The organism is Streptomyces sp. NPDC021115, from assembly GCF_044333065.1.
Taxonomy (GTDB): Bacteria; Actinomycetota; Actinomycetes; order Streptomycetales; family Streptomycetaceae; genus Streptomyces.
Genome location: NZ_JBIRQF010000028.1, coordinates 56,487 through 75,768 on the forward strand (window position 1 = coordinate 56,487; position 19,282 = coordinate 75,768).

Here is a 19,282-nt window from a genome sequence, read left to right on the forward strand (position 1 = left end):
CGTTATGCGCTGCTGAGAGAGCGATCCTGCCGGGCGTCCTTACGCGCCGCGCCCAAGCCGCGAGAAGGTGGTCGGCCGCATAGGCGGCGCCGGGCGGTTGTCGTCCGGACCGTTGAGGCGGAGGCGGATCCACTCAGCATCGGACTCCGCGACGTGCGCACCAGCGGAACGGGCCACGATGATTTCCATCGGCTGGCCATCGCCGTCACGCTCGGGGCCGACGTGGGCGTGCCAGGGCTGGGAACCTTGGTCGGCGGGGGTGTGCCCGTCGGGGCAGTGCGGGCAGTCCCCGGCGAGTGCAGGCTCGGGGTCGTCCCAGACGATGCGGGTGTGACCGCCGTGTCCATGGACGTGCTCGGCGTCGGCCAGACCGTTGTCCCAGAACACTGTGCTGGGTCGTTCGCCGAGCCAGCGAACGGACACAGTGCCGTCGGACCACATGACGCCTTCGGCGACGCGGCCGGTGCCGGACACCCCGGTGATGTCGGTGTCGCGCTGGAGGTGGAAGCGGCGGGGCTGGGGCATACGAACTCCTCTATAGGTGGAGTTCCATGATTCCGTAGTCTAGGCGGGATGTTCCCCCAGCCGGCGATCGGCCGAGATCAGGAACATTACAAAGAGCTATAACGCATGTTGCCCCCGGTGCGACCGACACGCCGAGGGCAACATGAATGTCTGTGCGATTTTTCGTCAGGAACGATCCTAAGCGGCAGGCGCGATCGCGCTGGATTGACCTCCTTGCGACGAGGGCCGATAGGCGGCCTCTCCGAGATTCCACCTTCCGGGTACAGGGTGTACACTGTGTACATGAACGAACCTGCCCGTATGGGCTCGCGTGATGCACGCACCCAACTTGGCCGTCTGGTCGACCAGGCGCACTTCACCGGACAGCATGTGATCTTGACCAAGAGCGACGAGGCCCGCGCGGTTCTGGTGCCGTACACCTGGTGGGAGCAGGCCACGCGCCTGACGGAGGACGACGACCAATGACCTTCGCCGGACGCACCGCCGTCTACCGCCTCTACGACGACACCGACGCACTGCTCTACGTAGGCATCACCGCCGACCTGTCGGTCCGCTGGGACACACACTCTCGGAAGAAGTCATGGTGGCCGCAAGTCGCCCGCAAGGAAGTCGTCTGGCACGACACCCGAACGGAAGCGGAAACGGACGAGAGTGAGGCGATCACCAAGGAGAAGCCGCTGTACAACGTGCGCGGCTCCGACAACCCGCCTCCGTTGGGGAGTCCGGCGCGGCCTGGCACCGTAGCCCCGGCTCTGGGACCGACAGCCGAGGATGCCCGCCGGAAGTTCGCCGACCTACTGAACCGGGTCGGCTTCCAGGGCGAACAGATCCTCATCACCCGACACGGAAAGCCCATCGCCAAGCTCGTCCCCGTGACCGGCGACGAGACCACCGACCGCACCACCGAACAGTGAGCGCACCGACACTCTGGATGGGGGACGTATGGCCGCCTACGAAGTGATCGCCTACCGAGGGACCCGCAACTTCCACCTGAAACGCCCCGACTATCGGAAGACAGTTCGCGACGACGACGGGAAGCCTCCGGCGCGCGAGCAAGCCGAAGCGGTCCGCAACGAACTCGCCGAGCGGTCGCATCGGGACCGGCTCGGCTGGACCCACATCGACATCAAGCTGAAGGAACAAGCGGGACAACCCACCACCGACCGCACCACCGAGAAGTGAGGACGCCGACCATGCCCGTGTACGGCGTGTGGGAGCCCGTCTCCTACGAGACCATCACCAACAGCAGGGAGATGTGGCCGTCCCTGGACGCCGCGAAGGACGCTCTGCGGGAGCGGATCAGCCGCCCTGGCGAGACCAACACCCACCGTCAGCAACTGGTCGACGGAACCATCAGGGCCGACGCCCAGTTCTACGGCACACGCGACCTGTCCGCGATCTTCCTGTACGAGACCCCCGACTCGGCAGAGCCCTACGCGCTGCTCAGCTTCGGGCCCCGAGGCGGCGTGCAGAAGCGCCCCGTCCCGTACTGCATGGGGCTGCGGTGCGAGGACTGCAACCCCGGAGAACCGTGCTGCGAGGCAACATGCGGTACGTGCCCCCGCTCCGACTGCTACCTCGCCCCGGGATCGGAGGAAGACAGCAAGTACTGCGACGAGCATGGCGAGGGATGGCTGAACGACCTGCCCGCTCACGCGCAGAGGATGCAGGACATCCTGCACAGCGTCTGACCAGCATCATAGCGAGGTCCCGCCTGAGGAAAGCAGGCGGGACCTCGCTATGTCAGCGTAGCCGCGCCCTGTCCGGCTGGTGCTGGTGGGGCGGTTGGGGCTGATGAAACGGAGGACTGGACTCCATTATTTTCCGCCCAAAAGTACCGGACATCCGTCACGAGCCCACCGCCACCCACGGCCCAGCAATATCCGACCCCACATTCGACCCTGGGGTGATCGACGAAGGCAGCGACGTGCGGCCAGTCCCGTTCTTCGCGAACCGGTACGTTGCCGCCGTCAGGCCGAGGTTCGCGGCCGCATCGACGCCAGTCCAGCCGGAACCGCGGGTCAGCGTCGGCGTGACCGACGCGTTGAACAGCAACGCCACCCAATAGAACTGGCCCGCGCTCAGGGCCGTGGACGCGATGGTGGTGGTCTTCAACGTGGCCGAGGCGAACGCCGCATCCACGTTCGCCGACGCCAGCAACGTGCCACCAGCGTCATACAAGCCCACCAAGTTCTGCCCAGCGACAGCAGAAGACCCCGTGTTCGCCACCCACCAGTAGACCTTCGTGACATTCACGTTCGCGGCGACGTTGACGCGGACCAGGTACAGCGTGCCCGCGGTGAGCTGCGTGGAGTTGACCGCCAGCGCCGGGTCGTAGCACCAGGCGGCGACCCCGTGCGCGGCCGGTGTGTCCATCCCCAGTGCGTTGCCCGTGACGGCCAGGCTGCCGCCGATAGTGCCGCCCGTCTTATAGAGGACGCCGTTCTCGAGCGCCAGCACCCGATTCTGGGCATCCGTGATGTACGTGTTGACTGTGGTGAAGCCGGTCTCGACGGCGGTCACTCTGCTGGCGATCGGCCCGGTGACGCCGTCCGAGTAGGCGCGGTCCCCGTGCGGGTCTGTGGCCCCCGTGTGCGCGGTGACCTTGGTGGCCGCGTCCGCGGCGGCCGCCGAGATCGCCGCAGACTGCGCGTTCGACGCCGCACCAGCCGGATCCGCCCCCACCATCCCCGGCGTCAGCGGATCGGACCCGGCCGCGGCATGCGTTGAGGCGTGCGGCAGCGGTGTGCGCGCGTTCGTCGTCGTTGGGTCGTCCGACCGCAGTGCCACGGTGGGCCCGTCACCAGCGGCGCCGAGGGGCGGCTGGGGCCCGGTGGCGCCCTGATCGCCCTTCGGCCCTGTGGCTCCCGGCGCGCCGTCTGCGCCCGGAGGGCCAGCTGGTCCTTCCGGCCCCGTAACGCCAGTAGCACCCTGCGGCCCGGCCGGACCGGTCTCGCCCTGATCGCCCTTCGGCCCCGCAGGCCCTTCTGGGCCCGGTGCACCTTCAGCCCCGGCCGGTCCGGTCGCCCCGGCGGACCCAGCAGGGCCTTCGGGCCCCGTCGGACCGGCCGGGCCCGGCACGTACACCACCGTGCCGCTGCCCGAGAGCGTGCTGGACAGATCTGCGCGCAGGTCACCCAGCCAGTACGGGCCGCCCGTATCCGGCACCACGATGTGCGTTACCACCGGTGTGCCGTCCAGCGCGCGGCCCTCCATGACCGCCCACAGCGTGTCCCCCGCGACCGACTCGATCCCCGCGTTCGGCAGGAGATCCGCTGACCATGTCCCGTCGCTCTCCGGGGTGATGCGCACCGGCCGCACGACCTCGCCCTCAGCGGAGGCCACATAGCCCACCGTGCGAGCACCGGTCACGTCCACCAGCTCGGCTGTCACCTCCACCCGGGACGGGTCGGCCGGGCCGATGAGCTTGCCCTTCACGATGGTCATGGCGATCTCCTCAGTAGCGGCGCCGGTCGATGGGCATGCCGAGCAGCCCCGTGCCGCTCGTGTCGGACGGCTGCGGGTCGGGCGCGCCGTCGCGACGACAGACCAGGGCGTCGGGGTCGTACGAGGGCGTCTGGAGGCTGTAGCCGTCCGGGCAGCCCGGTCCGGCCGGGCCGCGGTCGCCCGTCTCACCTGTCTCTCCCTTGTCCCCCTTCTCACCCTGCGGCCCCTGCGCGCCCTGGGGACCTTCCGGCCCGGCCGGGCCCGCGGGCCCGGCGGCACCGTCCGATCCGTTGCTGCCATCCGCCCCGTTCGCCCCGTCGGCGCCGCTGGCACCGTTGCCGCCGGGACGGCCAGGAGAACCCGACGGGCCCGGGCCACCCGGCTTCCCAGACGCGCCGTCCCGACCGTTCTTCCCGTCCTCACCCGGCCGCCCCGTCGGGCCAGGCGAACCCGGCGGACCAGACGGGCCCACATCACCCGGCGTACCCCGCGACCCCGGCGGTCCAGCCACCGGAGACGCCCCCAGCCCCTGCACCTGCCGCGCCAACTGATCCCGCGCCCGGTTGGCGTCCGCCAGATCTTTGGACTGCATGAGGAAGGCGGTCAACCCAGCAGCGAGCAGCGCGGCGAACAGCAGCGCGCCCGCGGCCGCCAGATAGTCGCCGCGGCGCCGCCGCTTGTGGGCCTCCGCCCGGGTCATGCTCCAGCTCCTTTCATCACCACGATCAGCGGTAGGACGATCCCGACGATCGGGATGATGACCGAGGCGATCAGCCACCTGCGGGTCTGTGTCACCCGGTCCGCGTCCTGCTGCCGCTGCGCCTGTAGCGCTTCGACGGACTTCGCTATGTCGGCGAGCTGCCGGGCGGTCCCGGCCTTCTCGACCCCGTACACGTCCTGCGACACCATGCGATCCAGACGGGCGTTAAGCCCGGCCAAGTCATCGCGGATGTCGCCGCGCATAAGCTCGATGAGCCGCCCCAGCTCGCCGAGAGACGGCTCATCGGCCATGTCGTGCTCCGAGGGTGGATAAGACGCTCAGGACACCGAGCGGACAGCCCGCTTCACGGCCGTCGCCGGAACGGGAGCGGACACCTGCGTGCGGACGAACGCCTGGGCCACGATGGTGATCAGGGCCATGTATGCGGCCTGCTTCGCGGTGGACCAGTCGAGCCCGAGGTTCATGCCGAGCGCGAGCCCGGCCTGGGCCAGACCGGTGAGAGCGGCGAGGACGCCGTCACCGACCTTCCAGGCGACCAGGAGGCCGACCGCGGTTGCCGCCACGGCGTTCACCGCGGTCTGCGTGTCCGGCTTGACCTCCATGACGAAGGCCGAGAAGAACTGCACGACCACGGCGACGAGGCCGAGGATGACGGACGGCTCCCGGCCGAATATCAGGGTGGACTTCATGGCGCTTCCTTCGAGGAGACGGAATTGCTGATCTGCATTCCGGCCGCGTGATGTCCGGCGCCGGAAAGAAGAGGGAATTCGCCGCACGCATTTGACGGGAATTCGGTAAAATGGCATGACAAACCCCGGCGAGTGGGCCAACACTCCCGGGGCGCGGTCCGACTATGAAGGAGTCGAACATGCCCGACGGTACCACCACGCCCAGATTCGGCGACAACCGCCTCCCTGAGCGCTTCTGGGACAAGGTCCGTGTCGAACTCGACGGATGCTGGCGCTGGACCGGAGCCAAGAGTCTTGGCTACGGAAAGGTTGGATGGGACGGCAAGTCGGTCCATGCGCACCTCGTGGCGTACCGCACTCTGGTCGGGGCGATACCGGACGGCCTGGTTGCCGATCACGAGTGCCATCGGCCCGAGACCTGTGGCGGAGGAAACGCCTGCCAGCATCGCGCCTGCGTGAATCCTGCACATATAGGTCTCAAGCCGAACTCCGAGAACACCGGCCGCGGCCGCGCTTCCCATTGGAACTCGCGGAAGACGCACTGTGTTCTTGGCCATGAGTTCACCGAAGAGAACACGCGACGAGACAAGGCTGGCCGACGATGCTGCCGTTCCTGCGAGCGGAAGCGATCCGCTGAGCGCCATTCTGCCTATCGAGCCGAGAACCCGATCAAAGTGATAACCCACTGTCCGCAGGGGCACGAGTACACGATCGAGAACACTCGCATGACGAACGGCAAGCGCGGCTGCCGGACGTGCGAACGGATCCGAGCCCAAGTCAAAAGGCAAGCCCAGCGAATGGCGAACCCGCTTCCGCCAGTGACCCATTGCCCCAACGGGCACGAATACACCCCTGAGAACACTGGGCGGAAGCCAAGCGGCGCCCGCTTGTGCAAGGCATGCGCTCGCGCCGCCAAGGCCGCTTGGCGGGCTCGCCAGAAACGCTAGGTTCTCAGACCCTCGGCACCCGGAGGGCATCCCAGGACTCCTTCCCTGGGATGCCGTCCAGCGCATCGCCGGTCCAGCCCTTGTTGTGCGCCTTCGAGTACTTCACCTGCCAGCGGCGGTAGCTCTCGCGGTCGGCGTTCGTCCAGTCCGGGCCGGGCCCGTTGCGGTAGGCGCCGCAGCCCTCGGCGACGAGCCGCTTGCCCATTGCGGTGACGATCGCCGAATGGCGGCCGCCGTGGAAGAACGCGGCGCCCGGGAACGGCTCGTAGTGGGCGGTCGGCTTCGGTGCGGGCTTGCTCCCGTCGCTGTCGCTGCTGGACGGCTTGCCCGGGACGATGCTCGTGTCGATCGCCCCCGGATCCCAGTGATTCTGACCAGGAGTCTGGCCGTGCGCGTACACACCGCCCTTCGTCTCCCACGTCTTCCTCGACCGCGGGCCCTTCGCCGCGGCCGCCGCGGTGGCCGGCGGCTTCCCCGCGGGCCACACGTCCGGGATGCCCCAAGACCGCTTCGCGGCCTGCATCTTCCGGAACACGGGCTTCTCGGCCGGGTCGAACCCCTTGGTCCACGGCTTGCTGGCGTAGCCCAGCACCTCGGTCTGGATGCAGACCTTGCCCTCGCGGTTCGTGCGACGGGACCCGTCGTTGCGCAGGGCCCGGGCGGACTGGTTGAGCGGGCCGAGCTGGGCGACTCGGTCCGTGACGGGGCAGTACACGAGCTGCGGCTCGGAGCCGACACGGATCAGGTAGGAGCTGATCGACTCGAGGTACTTTCCGCCCGCCGGGGACTCGGTGGTGTGCTCGACCGCGCGCGGCGGGTAGTTCGGGTAGTCCATGGCGCCGCCGATGGTCCCGGAGCCGATACGGATGGCGCCGCTGATCCACACGGTGCCGCTGCTGGCGCCGCGCGGCTCGTCCGCCTCCCCGTCGTCGGCTACGTCCAGGTCCGGGAGCGGGTTCGGGTCCGGCTGACGCACGGTGAACGGCTGGTCTACCGGCTCGTAGTGGTCGAGGTCGCCGTCCTCGCGGGGGATGAACAGCGAGTCTGGGCAGCGCGGGTGCGTGAGCGCGACCCGCGGCGTATCGTCCAGCTCGGCGTGCCGCCGGGCTTCATCGACGTGCTCTTGGTCGACCGTGCCGCAGTAGGTGACGGTCTGGTCGGCGTGCACGATGGCAGCGTGGAAGGTGGTCATGTGCGGGTCGCCCTTTCGAGGCGGGGCTGGCAGAGGTCGACCTCGGGGCGCAGCGCGAGGTAGGTGGTGAGGTAGAGCCGCCCGTCGCCGCTGTCCCCCCAGTCCGAGCCCCAGGAATTTCTGAAGCGGAGCACGGTGTGCTCGGGGATCAGGCGGCCGTGTTCGTCGAGGGCGACGTCCTCGAGGGCGACGATGCACACTTCGTGGCCGCCCGCGGTACCCGAGTCGGCCCAGCCGGGGTCGTGGTCGATGAAGCCGCTCTTGCCGGGCTCGAAGAACGCGTTCAGCCACGGGAGACCCATGAGGACGGGCCCGGCCTGGAGGTCGCGCGCGAGTTCGTGAGCGGTGGTGGCGTGCCCGTACTGGTGGATCAGACCCCGGCGCCGGAGCGCCTTGGCGACGCCGAGACCGGACGAGCCGCAGTCCTGGACAGGCCAGGTGGCGTCCTTCCACTGGTCGGCGGTAGTGGCGTCCGCGTAGAGGCCGATCGCGAACTCCTCGGCCGCGCGCGCGTCGGCCGTGTCGAGTCCCGCCTCGGCGGCCTGCGCCCGGTCGAGGAGGACGGAGAGCGCGGCGGTCCCAGCGTTGCCAGTACAGGAGCCGAGAGCGTCCACGTCCTCGACACCCTCGAACAGGGCGCTGGTGCGGATGCCCTGCTCAAGCAGGCGCTGCTGGTCCAACACGGGGATGCGGGGCTCCCACGCGGTGGCCCGGATGGGCTCGCCGCTGTAGGGGCGGCTGTAGGCGAGGCTGCGCGGGTCCAGCGCCTGATGGCGGCCGAGGCCCGGTTGCACCGGGTATTCGCGCACCGTGATGTCGGGCAACGCCCGCTCCTGGATCTCCCCGCGCCCAAGATTCTGTCAGGTGTCTGCGCGCCACGACGGGTGCGGTCCCTCAGGGGGTGCTGTGGGGCGGAGGGTCGCCCGGTGATGTCAGGTTACGGCCCGGCCAGGCCGGTGTTGCCCTCGGTCACTCCTCCGGCGGCTGCGGGGAGAGCAGGGTCGCGGACAGGATCGTGGACCGCTTGTTGCACACGCCGCAGTAGATGACCACGTTGGTGCCGTTGTTGGACCAGATCAGCGGCTCTTCCTTCACCTGGTTGTAGTTCCGGCAGGTGTTCGTGGCGCAAGCCCAGGTGCCCGAGTACCAGAGGTAGGGCTGGAAGGAGAACGGCTCGGTGGGCCGGAGCGGGGGTTCGGTGCTGGGCTGCGGAGTCGGGTCGGTCGGCTCCGGGTCAGTCGGGGAATCGATGGGGGCGTCTGTCGTGGTGTCGTCAATGTCGGTCATGATCCAATCACCATCCAGTTGATCGTTGTGGCGGTCGTGTTTTCGCGGTTCACCCACACCGTCAGGCCAGTGCTGGTGACGTTGGAGACGCTGACGCCGGTGACACCGGCCCCGGCCGGTGTAGCGGATGCCCGGTAACCGGGCACAGTGGTGTTCGCCGTGGCGTATCCACGGAACGTGGTCCCCGCCACGTTGAGGCCGCTGACGATGGTGCTGGTCGGCGTGTACGCAGCTGCGGGGGTGATGGTCACCGTGCCGGTGACTATGTTCGGCGCAGACAGCACGCCGCCGATGGTGGTGTTGCCCGCGAGGTCGACGGAGAGCCGGTAGGTGCCCGCGTCGTTGTTGTACAGCCTGAGCATGTATCCGGTGTGGCCTGCCGCCGTCTCTGTGTAGAGGGCGGTTTGGTTGCTGGCCGGTGGGAGGCCGAAAAACCTGGCCCGGAGTTGTGCATTGCCGGAGGTGAAGAGCAGATCGCCGCGCTGTGTGGCCCCGGTCGCGTCTTCGTATCCGATCGTGACGGTCCCGCCATCCATGAAGATCCGGCCGCCGATGGTGGTGGACTGGGAGGTGTTGCGGATTCGTTCGGCAGCCCAGAAGTCGCGGCCGAAGAAGGTCCGCCACATCATGTCGCTGTAGCCGCTGGCGGTGAACGTGCCGCTGTTCAGGCCGAGGTCCGCGTCCCCGGTGACGGCTTCGACCACGTTTATGAACGCCTGATTGGAGCCGCTGGCGTTGGTAAATCGCAGGTTGGGATAGGTGCTGTTGGGGTCCATCTGCATGATGGCGCCGCTGCTGCCCGCGAGGAGGAGTCCCTGGGGAGAGAGTTCCCCGACCGCGCGGCCGGTGGCGTCGTAGACGAGCACTTTGTTGGCTCCGGACTCGTTGACGGTGACGCGCTGGCCGCTGGTCGCGGTCTGGAATAGGGAGCCGGTGATGGTGCCGCCGGTGATGGTTTTGCCAGTGATGGCGTCCGCTTTCAGGGCGGTGGCGTCGACCGATCCGGCGGCGAGGGTGCTGGTGGTGATCGCGTTCGCGGCGATCTTCCCTGCGGTGACCGACAGGGCTGACAGTTCTCGCGCGGTGACCGCGTTCGCGGCGATGTTCCCGGCCTGGATGCCGTCCGCTGCGACGTTCCCCGCCTGTACTGCGGCGGCGGCCAGGTTCCCGGCCTGGACTGCGGCGGCCGCGATGGTGCCCGCGGTGACGGCGCCCGCGTCGATCTTCCCGGCGATGACCGCGTTCGCGGCCAGCTTCGCCGCGGTCACTGCGTTCGCGGCGACCTCGTTGGCCGTCACGGCGTTCGCGGTCAGCTTCGGAGTGGTGATGGCCCCGTCGCTGATCTCGGTGGAGCCGATCGCCCCATCAGCGATGGCTGCCGAGGTGACAGCGTCGGCGGCAAGCTTGGCCGCGGTGACGGCGGCTGCAGCGAGAGCGTCTGCGTCGATCGCTCCGGTGGCGACCTTCGCCGCGGTGACCGCGTCGTCCGCGAGTTTGGTGGTGGTGACGATGCCGTCGAGGAGCGCGTCCGCGACGACCGGTGCCGGGCCGTACGGGCCCACCTCGGTCGAGGAGGGTGAGGCGGCGCCGGAGGTGTTGCGGGCCAGGAGCCGCACGTAGACGGGCACGTTCGTGGGGACGACGACGGTGGCGCCCTGCGCGGTCTCGATCGTGCCCTGGAGCGTGGACGGCAGAGGGTCGAACACGGGCGTGGTGGAGGCGTGGACCTCGATGCGGGACCAGTCCAGCGGGATGGTCGCGCCGTCGGCGAGCTGGCCGTCCCAGGAGACGGTGACGCCGCCGAGCACGGAGGCGACGATCGGCGTGGACGGTGCGGGCGGGGGCGGGCCGTTGACGACCTGGATGCCGCTGGTGCCGTCCGCCTGCTGGCCGACGATCGCCCGCAGACTGCCGGTGTCGTCCTTCACCTGGAGAGCGGTGTTGTCCAGTGACGCCGACGACAGGCGCGAGGACCGCTCCACCTTCGCGAGGCGCTGCTCCAGCGCCACCAGGCGGGCTCCGAGGTCCATCACACACCTCCGTACACGTAGGAGTCGGCGGGCTTGAGCTGGAGGGTGGCCTGCATGCCGCCGGGGGCGTCAGGTTTCACGGTCCAGGCGGTGATGCGGCACCAGCCCGCGAACGACACCCAGTCGTTGTTGACGCGGACGCGGACGTCGTCACCGACCTGCCACGATCCGATCGGCGCCGCGGCGTGGTCCCGCACGGTGATCTCCTCGACGGTGCCGAGGGTCTGGCGCCACTTCGCTTCGGCGGCCGCGCGTTTGACGAGGATGTCGGTGGCCTTGATGTCCGGCAGGTCAAGCACGGTCTCCAGGCGGAGGCGGCCGTTGCGGACGGCGTTGATGGCGCGGCGTTTCGCTGAGCCGTCGCCGGCGCCGGAGGCGATGACGACCTGCGCGTACTCGTCCCCTGCCTGCGGCACCTCGGGGTCTTCGACGATGTTGACGCCGGTGGAGAAGCTGATGTCTTTGCGGCGGGCGCCGAGGCGGGGCCAGCCCAGGCGGATACGGCGCTGGGGTGTGGTGCGGCTGCTGTTCCAGGAGACGTCGCACGTGTAGTCGGGGGTGGCGTCGCCGGAGACGAGGTCGTCGGCTGCGTCGCCGAGGACGGGGTTCTCCCACCAGGAGAAGGCGAGCGGTTCGGCAGGGGTGCCGACGGTGGCGGTGCTGGTGGTGGGGTCGACGGTGACGGCGAGGTTTCCGTCGGGGATGGACTGGGCGTAGGCCCAGATGTCTCGGATGACTTTGCAGGGGTCGGCGTAGACGTAGGGGCCGCGGCCGCCGAGGTTGCCGTCGATGTCGTGCCGGTGCTGGAGGTAGGAGGACCATCCGGCGGCTTCGATGGCGTACTCGGAGCCTCTGGGGCGGGCGTCCCATACGAGGCCGCCCCAGCGCAGCAGGCCGTCGTCTTCGACGTAGATGAGGGTGGTGCCGGGGTCGGTGAGGGTGGTGTTGGACGCCAGGAGGTGGGGTTTGAGGGTGCCGGTCAGGGAGCCGGGCCCGTTGAGTTCGGAGCCGTATTCGAGGTCGGTGAGGGGGAGGGCTTTGGACAGCCACTGGCCGGTCAGGGCGTGCTGGGTCAGGACCCGGTAGGAGGCGGCCATCAGTACGGCGCCTCGAAGAACTCGACGTCCGCGATGAGCGTCGTGGAGGAGTCGACGGAGAACTTTCCGGCGTTGCCGGTGCCGCCGGCGGCCTGGAGGCGGAGGAGCTGGTTGGTGCCGCGGTAGGTGGCCGGGATGGTGAGGGTGTCGCCGAGGACGACGGTCTGGCGGCGGACCACGGAGCCCTGGTTGTCGTCGAGGACGACTTGCTGGACGGTGAGGGAGGAGCCGAAGGTGGCGCGCAGGTAGCCGTAGACGGTGCCGGTGGAGTAGCGGAGCTGGCCGACGTCGATTTTGATTTTGACGCTTCCGGCCCAGGCGGGGATGGGGATGGTCCATCCGGCGGCGGTGGTGAAGTAGGAGAAGCTGCCGGAGCTGCCGCTGATCTCTGTGGAGAGGCTTGCTGGGGACTGGAGCCACAGGGATCGGTCGCGGCGCGGGTTGGCTATCTTCCGCAGGTCCGTGATCATCGCGTTGGTGATGATGGACGTGGAGGCGGGGATGTCGATCCGCGCCAGTGGAATCGCGGTGCGACTGTCGGGGATCGCGGTCGCGGTCGAGGTCACCCCGGAGATGACCTGGAAGTACTCGATCTGCTGCAGCGCCGGGTCGAGGGTGCCCTCGTACTCGGGGTCCTCCACGCGCACACAGATCATGTCGGAGCGGCCGGTGCCGCCGGTAGGGGCGATATCGAGGGTGGCGGTGCCCACGTTGCACACCGCGTACGAGCCCTGGAAAGTGTTGGCCCGGCCGCGGATGATGCCGGACCCGTCCGAGATCTGCACCTGGCTGCCCGGCGTCGAGAGGGCCGTGACTTTGAGGTCGTCGCCTTGGGTGATGCCCTCGTTGGCGCGGGCCAGGTCCCGCACCAACATGCGGAACTGCTGTGCCGAGTGGTACGCCCCGTCAGTGAGGATCGGGGCCTGGAACAGGGCCATCGGGTGCTCCTAGAGGGCGGTGTAGGCGTCGCGCCAGGTGACGGTGAGGCGGGCAGTGTTGGACGGGTCGACGGCGGTCCACCGCATCTCTGATGGGCCGGGTGGCAGGGAGAACAGGTCGAGACGGGAAGCGGCGGACAGGTAGGTTTCGGCGTTGCCGCCGTTCTCCCGCACCACCGACAGGCGTCCCGGGCGGGTATCCAGCTCGACCCATTGACCAGTGGTGAGGACCAGGGTGGGCAGGGTGAGGGTGCGGCCGGACGGCACGTGGGTGATGGTGATGTTCGTGCAGGGCCCGTTGATGCGGAGCACGGGCCAGGTGTCGCGGGTGCCGGCGTTGGTGACCCAGCCGGGCCGTACGGCGGCCGCGGTCGCCGAGGTGACGTAGATGGGCGCGAAGACAGGGGCGGTGAAGCCTCCGCCGGTCATCCAACCGAGGGGGATGTCAACGGTCTGCTCGAGGTCGCCGTACCAGATGGGGTCGGTGGCCTCGAACGCCATGTCGAGTTCGATGCGTCCGTGGACGGCGGTCGCCATCTCCGCGGCCAGGCGGCGCAGCCGTCCGTTGACGCGGCGGGTAGTACCGCCCGGCCGCCGTACGCGCAGCGGCATCGTGGCCCCGCCAACCAGCCGGATCGTGGGGTCGTCGGCGGCGGCCTGGAGCTGACCGAGCAGAGCCTGGCACGCCGGCCCGTCGCCGGGGATGGTGATGCCGCCGTCGAACTCGATCGTGCGGGAGGTGTAGTAGTCCGGGCCGGGGAACGTACCGTCCGCGCTGGGCTGGTCGACACTGCTGTCCCGGGTGCCGGGCCAGCCGAGGCCGGTGACCTCCTTGAACCGGATCGGGGTCCCCGCCCCCATGAGGACGCCGCCCAGGTCCCACTGGCCTTCTTCGAGGTCGATGTCAGGCACGTGCGGCCACCCCTCCGCGCTTGGCGCGCCGTATCTGACGTCCCACCTGGTGGGCGATGTCGTAGGCCGAGGCGTCGGTCTTGGTCACAGGCACGGTGACGTGGGTGGGCCCGTCCTGCCGGATGATGACGGTCCGGCCGGCGCTAGCGTCGGTGAGGCCGAGGCCGAACCGGTGCGCCACATCGTTGAGGACGTTGGTGGCGGCGCCGCGCTTGTTCGCGCCGAGCGGGATGTACGCCTCGCCGTGCGTCTGCGGCTCCGCGAAACGGACGATGCCGCCGCGGGTGGCGTACATGCCGGCCCGGATGCCGCCGTCCGCGTACGACATGCCTTTCTGTGCGCGGGCGAGGTCGGCGAAGAACTGCTTCCCTCGAGAGCCGAGGGCCTTCGACATCTGGCCCTTGGCCTTCGTGGCGACGTCGATGATCTCGTCCTCGCCGAGCTTCGTTTTCTCCGCCACGGCGTGGATGCCGACCTTGCTGGAGGTGACGGCGGCGATGATCTGCACCATCTCCGCGACCTGATCCTGGCTGAGCGCTGAGTTGGCCTTCTTCGCGGCGTCGTTGGCCTTCTTGGCCTTCTTCTTGTCCTTCACCGCGGAGGACGCGATGTCGATCGCGGCCTGGTCGCCCTGCGCGGCAAGCTGCGCGGCAAGATCCCCGTAGCCCATCGAGGCCAGCTTGGCGAGGTCGGCCTGGAACTTGCTGTTGCTGGTGTTGGCCTTCTCGAGCTGCCGCGTGTAGTCCGTGAGGCTGGCCTTCGCCGTCTTGGCCAAGTCCCGGAGCTGCTTGGCCATCAGTTCGATGTAGCGCTTGCTGCCGTGCGCCATCTTTTTCGTCAGCGCGACACCGTCGGCGCCCATGTTGGCCAGGGCTTCGGCGACGTCGGAGCCGACGCGGTCGGAGACCGTGGACAGGTCTTTGTTCCAGGCGCGCGCGGCCTTCGCCGTGGACATGAGCTTCTGCTCGACCGCCTTCAGCGAGAAGTAATCGACCTCCTTCGTGCCGTGCTTGGTCTTGACCTTCCGCGTTTTGTGTCCGGCCTGCCCGGCGTCGGAGGAGGAGTACAGGGACCCCGTCTGGGGGTCGTACCGCCAGTCGGTGACCGATCCGTCGGCGTTCCACTGGATGCCGCGCGGGTCGCCGCCGAGGCGCCGCACGATCTCCTCGGTGATGCGGCGGGAGCGGGGCCGCTTGGCCGGGGCGAACGGGACGTAGCCCTCGCCCTGCGTCTCGGGCTCGGCCCACACCCGCCAGGACCCGGCGGGGGCGATCTGCGCGACGTGGTCCTCGGCCCCGCCCGCGAAACGGCGTACCCCGCCGCGCTGGACGCCTCCGTCTGCGTAGTAGTCGACCAGTCCGCCGTCGGCTTTCTTCAGGTTCCGGGCCTGGGCGCGGATCCCGGCGGCCGCCGACTTGGCGGTCCCGCGGGTCTCGAAAACGTCGACATGCCGGGTGGTGATGGTGACGGACTTGCCGCGCAGGGCGGCGATAGCGCCCTGGATCGCGGCGACCTGGGATCGTGGGGTGCCGGTGGGGACCTGGACGGTGACGGTTTTCCCGTGCGTGCTCTTGATCTTGAAGCCGAGGAGCTGGAGCTGACGACGGCCCTCCGCCGTCGGCACGCGCATGGTGATGGTCTTGCCCTTGGCGCCGCGGACCGCGGACTTCAGGTTCTCCAGGTCCCGGATCGCGCCCTTCGTCGCGGCGGACAGCGTGACCCGCTTGCCCTTCACCTTGGCCTGCTCAGCCAGGTAGTCCGCGAGCGCCTTCTTCGCCTGCGCCGTGTTCGCCGTGATCCGGTACTGGCGGGTGCCCGGGATCAGCTTGATCGTGTAGCCCAGGTCCTCGAGCTTCTTCTTCGCCTCCGCACCCAGCGCGTCGACCGTGATGGTCTTCTTGTTCGGGAACTGTTCGAACTGGGCCTTCACGGCCAGCAACTCGGCGAGCGTCGAGTCGACGCCCTTGGTCTGGAGGAGGATCGACACCTGGCCAGGGATCAGGCCGAGCGAGTCCGCGACGCCCTCGGCCTGCGTCTTGGTCAGCCCGTAGTTCTGGGCCAAGGCGACTGCGGCGTCCCGCGACTTCTGCATCTCCCCGCGGGCCGCAGCCAGCCGGGCCGGAAGGTCTTTCCCCTGGGACTCGGCGAAATCGTAGGCGGCGATGGCCGCGTTCCCGGAGGCGTCAGTCAGGTCGTTGAGCGTGTTGAACAGGCTCTGCCCGTTCTTGCTGGTCGTGTCCAGCGACCCGTTGGACCGGAGCAGTGCCTTGCCCCAGCCGTCGGCGTGGCTGATGCCCGCCTTCATCGCCTCGTTGGCCTGCGTGATCGCCTGATTCACGCGGGCCTCGGCCGCCTGGAGGCTGATGGAGCCACCGGACAACAGGTCCAGGGACTGGCGCAGCGCCCGGGTACGGGAGTCGGCATCCCCCGTCTTGTCCGCCAGCTCGCCCACGGCGGACTTCAGCTTGTCGTAGGCGCTGACCGCCTTGCCGGGGTTCGCGTCGGAGAGCCGCTGAGCGTTCTTCACGCTCTCCTTCATCTCGCCGCTCATCGACTTCAGTGCGTCGGCGGCCTTCTTGTACCGCTCGCCGGTCTCGGTGTACTTCAGCTCGCTCGACTTGCCGCCGGCGATGTCCTTGTACTCGCGGTTGGCGTCGGCGAGGGTGCGGAGCTTCTTCTCCAGCCCGGTGATGCTGGTGCCCTGGCCGAGGTAGGCGTCGGTCAGGGTCCGCATGGAGACGCCGGACTGTTCCATGACGTCCACAAGCTTGGTCTTGCTGTCGCTGAGCTTGGTGTCCAGGAGGGTCTGTGCGGCGACGGCGCGTACGTTGTCGTTGATGGCGCCGCCGGACTCGCGCAGGGCGTTGGACAGGCTGGTGACGCGCTGCTGGTGCTCGGCGGCGGCCTGCGCGGCTTCCTGCTGCCGTTTCGCGAGGAAGCTGAGGCCGAGGGACACCCCGGCGATGGCCAGGCCCCACGGCCCGCCCATGGCGTTCGTCAGGCCGCTCATGGCGCGCGAGAGACCGGTGCCCGCGGCGGCGGTGACGCCGCGGAGGGTGCCCACGAAGCCGGTGCCCGCGGCCGAGGCGGTACGGAACGAGGCGCCCATCGCGCCGAGGGTCGCGGAGCGGGCCTGGAGGACGGCGAACGCGGCCCCGTACCGGGACAGGGACTGTCCGGCCGCGGCGGCAAGGGACCTCTGGACGGCCATCTGCTGCCCGAAAGACTGGAAGGCGCCGGTGAGCGAGCCGCGGACGGTGGTGGCCAGTCCGGTGAGGGCGGGCTGGACGCGGCGGAACAGCAGCATGGCGAGGGCGGCGGACTGTACGGGCCCGGGGAGGGCTCCGAACGCGGAGACGAGGCCGCCGACGATGTGCCCGATCGGGATGAGGACGCCGGACAGGGCGCCCACCGCGGCGGCGGCCCCGTCGAGGACCATGACGAGCATGTCGAGGGTGGATGCGGCGCCGGAGGAGCCGTCGGCGACGCTGCCGAGCGCGGACACCACGGGCGCCGCACCGGAGGCGAGGTTGGACAGGACGTCGGCGGCGAGCTTCCCGACGGTGATGATGAGGTGGAGGGCGTCAGCGATGGCCTTCTCGGCTCCGCCTTTGAACGGGGTGAGCATGTCGCGGGCGGCGTCGGCGATCCCTCCGAACTCCCGCTTGGCCGCGGCCGCGAGGTCTGGGCCGAACAGGGTGCCTGCGGCGTTGAGGTAGTTGAAGAACTTCGTGATCTTCGGGGTGGCGCTGGACAGTGCCGAGGTGATGCCGCGAGTCAGGAATTCCAGGCCGGGCGCCATGCCGTCGTAGATCGCGAGGCCAGTCTGCTTGGACTGGGTCTTGAGCTGGGTCATGGCGCCGGCGAGGCCCTTGCCCTTGGCGGCGGCGATTTCGGCCGCGGACCCGGTCTGGCCGACGGCCTGCATCAGCGCATCGAAGGAGTCGACGCCCTGGTGCGCGAGGGCAATGGCCCCGGACATCGCCGGTTTGCCCATACTCTTCTTCACCGCGGCCGCGAAGTCCTGCTGCGACATCTTGTGCTGCGCCTTGGACAGGCCCTCGATGACCGTGCGGAGGCCCTTGAACTTGCCGTCCGCGGTCCACGCCTCGATCCCCATCGCCTTCAGGCCCTCGATCATCTGAGGGGTGGGGGCGGCGAGGTTCGCCATCATGCCGCGCAGCGTCGTACCGGCGGTCTGGCCGAGGATGCCCGCCTTGCCGAGCATGCCGACCGCGGCAGCGGCCTCCTCCATGTTGACGCCGAGCCCGTGAGCGACCGGGCCCGCGTACTTCATGGCGTAGTAGATGTCCATGATGTCGCCGGACGCCGCGTTCGCGGTGGAGGCGAGGATGTCGCTCGCGCGCCCGGCCTGGTCGGCGCCCATGCCGAACTGGTCCATCATGTCGCCGAGGTACCTGGCGGAGTCGGCGGCGGACACCTGGGCGGCCGACGCGAGCGTGAGCGACGCGCGGGTCGCGGAGATCGCCTGGTCCGTACGGAACCCGGCTTTGGCCAGTTCGACCATCGCGTCGGCCGCCTCGGTGGCGGACGCGTTCGGCAGGGACAGGTCGTTGCCGAGCTGTGCCGCGGTGGCGGCGGCGCGCTGCATCTGGAGCTTCGTCGCCCCGGTCACGGCGCCGAACGTGTTCATGGCCTGCTGGTACTCGTTGCCGTTCTTGACCAGCTCGCCCATGCCCATGACGAGGCCGCCGCCGGACAGCAGCGCGGCCATGCGGGCCAGCTCGCGGCGGGCCCGGCCGGACTCGTCGGCGATGTGCCGCAGGCCGCGGGTGTCGCCGACGCGGTTCATGTGGGTGGAGGCGGTGCGCGCGGCGGCGGCGAGGCGGGTGAGGTCGCGGATCGCGGCGTTGATCTGGGCGTTCATGCCGCGCAGGTGCGCGCCCGCCTGGCGGGAGTTGGTGCCGAGGCTGTTCAGGTGGCGGTTCGCGGTGCGGGCGGCGTCCCCGTACCGACCGAGCTGCCGCGCACTCGTGCGGGCGTTGTCGCCGAGGCTGTTCAGGTGCCGGGCGGCCTGCCGCGCCTCCCGGCCGAGGGTGCGGATGCCGTTCGCCGCGGTGCGGGACGCGGTGCCGAGTTCACGCACCTCCCGCTTCGCGGACTTCACCGCGTGGTCGAGGGAGCGGGCATGCTGCGCCGATTCGCGCAGCACGCGGGCGAGGCTGTTGCCCTGCGCCCGCAGATCCACGGACAGGTTCCAGTTGGCCACGGCCCGCCCCTCCTCTCCTCAGCTAGTCGTCGTCCTCATCGGTCTGCCTACGGCGGCCGGTCAGCTCCCGCTGCGCCTGGAGCGCGGCGTGCACGGCGGCCGGGAGCAGGTAGACCTTCATGCCGCGGGCGGCCTGCCCGTCGGTGGGCAGTTCGGCTTGCTTGTCGGCGATGACCTCGCAGCCGGAGCACTTGTGGGTCGCGGCGACGTAGGCGTCTTCGTCGCCGCCCGCCTCTTCGTCCCATTCGGCGTCGCGGGTGCCGCACT

At 69.4% G+C, this 19,282-nt stretch carries 17 protein-coding genes; 4 read left to right on the forward strand and 13 right to left on the reverse strand.

Translation table 11 applies throughout. The annotated features are described in order from the left end of the window. Positions 1-39 precede the first annotated feature (39 nt). Positions 40-525, reverse strand: a complete 486-nt coding sequence (locus ACH4TL_RS43100; protein WP_398329978.1) for a hypothetical protein — start codon at positions 523-525, stop codon at positions 40-42. A gap of 282 nt (positions 526-807) precedes the next feature. On the opposite strand from ACH4TL_RS43100, the gene ACH4TL_RS43105 reads away from it, so the two are divergent. The 4 genes from ACH4TL_RS43105 to ACH4TL_RS43120 are packed head-to-tail and all read left to right on the forward strand — an operon-like array spanning position 808 to position 2,216. Next, positions 808-990: a type II toxin-antitoxin system Phd/YefM family antitoxin gene (locus ACH4TL_RS43105; protein WP_398329975.1), complete on the forward strand. Its 183-nt coding sequence runs from the start codon at positions 808-810 to the stop codon at positions 988-990. Then, a complete protein-coding gene (locus tag ACH4TL_RS43110) occupies positions 987-1,439 on the forward strand; it encodes a type II toxin-antitoxin system prevent-host-death family antitoxin (RefSeq protein WP_398329972.1) in 453 nt (150 codons plus the stop codon). The genes ACH4TL_RS43105 and ACH4TL_RS43110 overlap by 4 nt, the downstream gene beginning before the upstream one ends. Before the next feature lie 28 nt (positions 1,440-1,467). Further along, a complete protein-coding gene (locus tag ACH4TL_RS43115) occupies positions 1,468-1,707 on the forward strand; it encodes a hypothetical protein (RefSeq protein WP_398329969.1) in 240 nt (79 codons plus the stop codon). 11 nt (positions 1,708-1,718) lie between these two features. After that, the gene (locus tag ACH4TL_RS43120; RefSeq protein ID WP_398329966.1) at positions 1,719-2,216 is read left to right on the forward strand and encodes a hypothetical protein; all 498 of its coding nucleotides are present in this window, start codon (positions 1,719-1,721) and stop codon (positions 2,214-2,216) included. A gap of 157 nt (positions 2,217-2,373) precedes the next feature. Here the strand turns inward: ACH4TL_RS43120 and ACH4TL_RS43125 are convergent, their stop codons facing one another. From ACH4TL_RS43125 to ACH4TL_RS43180, 12 genes are all read right to left on the reverse strand, one after another. Next, positions 2,374-3,972, reverse strand: coding sequence for a hypothetical protein (locus ACH4TL_RS43125; RefSeq protein ID WP_398329963.1), 1,599 nt, complete (start codon positions 3,970-3,972; stop codon positions 2,374-2,376). A gap of 10 nt (positions 3,973-3,982) precedes the next feature. Beyond that, on the reverse strand, positions 3,983-4,672 hold the full coding sequence (locus ACH4TL_RS43130; protein ID WP_398329960.1) for a collagen-like protein: 690 nt from the start codon (positions 4,670-4,672) through the stop codon (positions 3,983-3,985). Next, positions 4,669-4,983, reverse strand: coding sequence for a hypothetical protein (locus tag ACH4TL_RS43135; RefSeq protein WP_398329957.1), 315 nt, complete (start codon positions 4,981-4,983; stop codon positions 4,669-4,671). Before ACH4TL_RS43135 ends, ACH4TL_RS43130 begins: the two co-directional genes overlap by 4 nt. A gap of 27 nt (positions 4,984-5,010) precedes the next feature. Then, positions 5,011-5,382: a hypothetical protein gene (locus tag ACH4TL_RS43140; RefSeq protein ID WP_398329954.1), complete on the reverse strand. Its 372-nt coding sequence runs from the start codon at positions 5,380-5,382 to the stop codon at positions 5,011-5,013. Positions 5,383-6,333: 951 nt separating this feature from the next. Beyond that, on the reverse strand, positions 6,334-7,521 hold the full coding sequence (locus tag ACH4TL_RS43145; RefSeq protein ID WP_398329951.1) for a peptidoglycan-binding protein: 1,188 nt from the start codon (positions 7,519-7,521) through the stop codon (positions 6,334-6,336). Beyond that, entirely contained in the window at positions 7,518-8,345 is an 828-nt protein-coding gene (locus ACH4TL_RS43150) for a hypothetical protein (protein ID WP_398329949.1), read from the reverse strand. Before ACH4TL_RS43150 ends, ACH4TL_RS43145 begins: the two co-directional genes overlap by 4 nt. Positions 8,346-8,490: 145 nt before the next feature. Further along, the gene (locus ACH4TL_RS43155; protein WP_398329946.1) at positions 8,491-8,808 is read right to left on the reverse strand and encodes a hypothetical protein; all 318 of its coding nucleotides are present in this window, start codon (positions 8,806-8,808) and stop codon (positions 8,491-8,493) included. After that, a complete protein-coding gene (locus tag ACH4TL_RS43160; RefSeq protein WP_398329943.1) occupies positions 8,805-10,838 on the reverse strand; it encodes a hypothetical protein in 2,034 nt (677 codons plus the stop codon). The genes ACH4TL_RS43155 and ACH4TL_RS43160 overlap by 4 nt, the downstream gene beginning before the upstream one ends. Then, entirely contained in the window at positions 10,838-11,935 is a 1,098-nt protein-coding gene (locus tag ACH4TL_RS43165) for a hypothetical protein (RefSeq protein ID WP_398329940.1), read from the reverse strand. The genes ACH4TL_RS43160 and ACH4TL_RS43165 overlap by 1 nt, the downstream gene beginning before the upstream one ends. After that, positions 11,935-12,873 carry a hypothetical protein gene (locus tag ACH4TL_RS43170; protein ID WP_398329937.1) on the reverse strand — a complete coding sequence of 313 codons (939 nt, stop codon included), beginning with the start codon at positions 12,871-12,873 and terminating at the stop codon, positions 11,935-11,937. The genes ACH4TL_RS43165 and ACH4TL_RS43170 overlap by 1 nt, the downstream gene beginning before the upstream one ends. A 9-nt stretch (positions 12,874-12,882) precedes the next feature. Beyond that, a complete protein-coding gene (locus ACH4TL_RS43175) occupies positions 12,883-13,785 on the reverse strand; it encodes a phage distal tail protein (protein WP_398329934.1) in 903 nt (300 codons plus the stop codon). Then, positions 13,778-19,015, reverse strand: coding sequence for a phage tail tape measure protein (locus ACH4TL_RS43180; RefSeq protein ID WP_398329931.1), 5,238 nt, complete (start codon positions 19,013-19,015; stop codon positions 13,778-13,780). Before ACH4TL_RS43180 ends, ACH4TL_RS43175 begins: the two co-directional genes overlap by 8 nt. Positions 19,016-19,282 lie beyond the last annotated feature (267 nt).

Coding starts and splice junctions, on each gene's coding strand:
- ACH4TL_RS43165 (WP_398329940.1), bottom strand. CDS start 11,935: ATGGCCGCCTCCTACCGGGTCCTGACCCAGCACGCCCTGACCGGCCAG.
- ACH4TL_RS43105 (WP_398329975.1), top strand. CDS start 808: ATGAACGAACCTGCCCGTATGGGCTCGCGTGATGCACGCACCCAACTT.
- ACH4TL_RS43160 (WP_398329943.1), bottom strand. CDS start 10,838: ATGGACCTCGGAGCCCGCCTGGTGGCGCTGGAGCAGCGCCTCGCGAAG.
- ACH4TL_RS43125 (WP_398329963.1), bottom strand. CDS start 3,972: ATGACCATCGTGAAGGGCAAGCTCATCGGCCCGGCCGACCCGTCCCGG.
- ACH4TL_RS43110 (WP_398329972.1), top strand. CDS start 987: ATGACCTTCGCCGGACGCACCGCCGTCTACCGCCTCTACGACGACACC.
- ACH4TL_RS43120 (WP_398329966.1), top strand. CDS start 1,719: ATGCCCGTGTACGGCGTGTGGGAGCCCGTCTCCTACGAGACCATCACC.
- ACH4TL_RS43155 (WP_398329946.1), bottom strand. CDS start 8,808: ATGACCGACATTGACGACACCACGACAGACGCCCCCATCGATTCCCCG.
- ACH4TL_RS43115 (WP_398329969.1), top strand. CDS start 1,468: ATGGCCGCCTACGAAGTGATCGCCTACCGAGGGACCCGCAACTTCCAC.
- ACH4TL_RS43100 (WP_398329978.1), bottom strand. CDS start 525: ATGCCCCAGCCCCGCCGCTTCCACCTCCAGCGCGACACCGACATCACC.
- ACH4TL_RS43170 (WP_398329937.1), bottom strand. CDS start 12,873: ATGGCCCTGTTCCAGGCCCCGATCCTCACTGACGGGGCGTACCACTCG.
- ACH4TL_RS43145 (WP_398329951.1), bottom strand. CDS start 7,521: ATGACCACCTTCCACGCTGCCATCGTGCACGCCGACCAGACCGTCACC.
- ACH4TL_RS43135 (WP_398329957.1), bottom strand. CDS start 4,983: ATGGCCGATGAGCCGTCTCTCGGCGAGCTGGGGCGGCTCATCGAGCTT.
- ACH4TL_RS43130 (WP_398329960.1), bottom strand. CDS start 4,672: ATGACCCGGGCGGAGGCCCACAAGCGGCGGCGCCGCGGCGACTATCTG.
- ACH4TL_RS43140 (WP_398329954.1), bottom strand. CDS start 5,382: ATGAAGTCCACCCTGATATTCGGCCGGGAGCCGTCCGTCATCCTCGGC.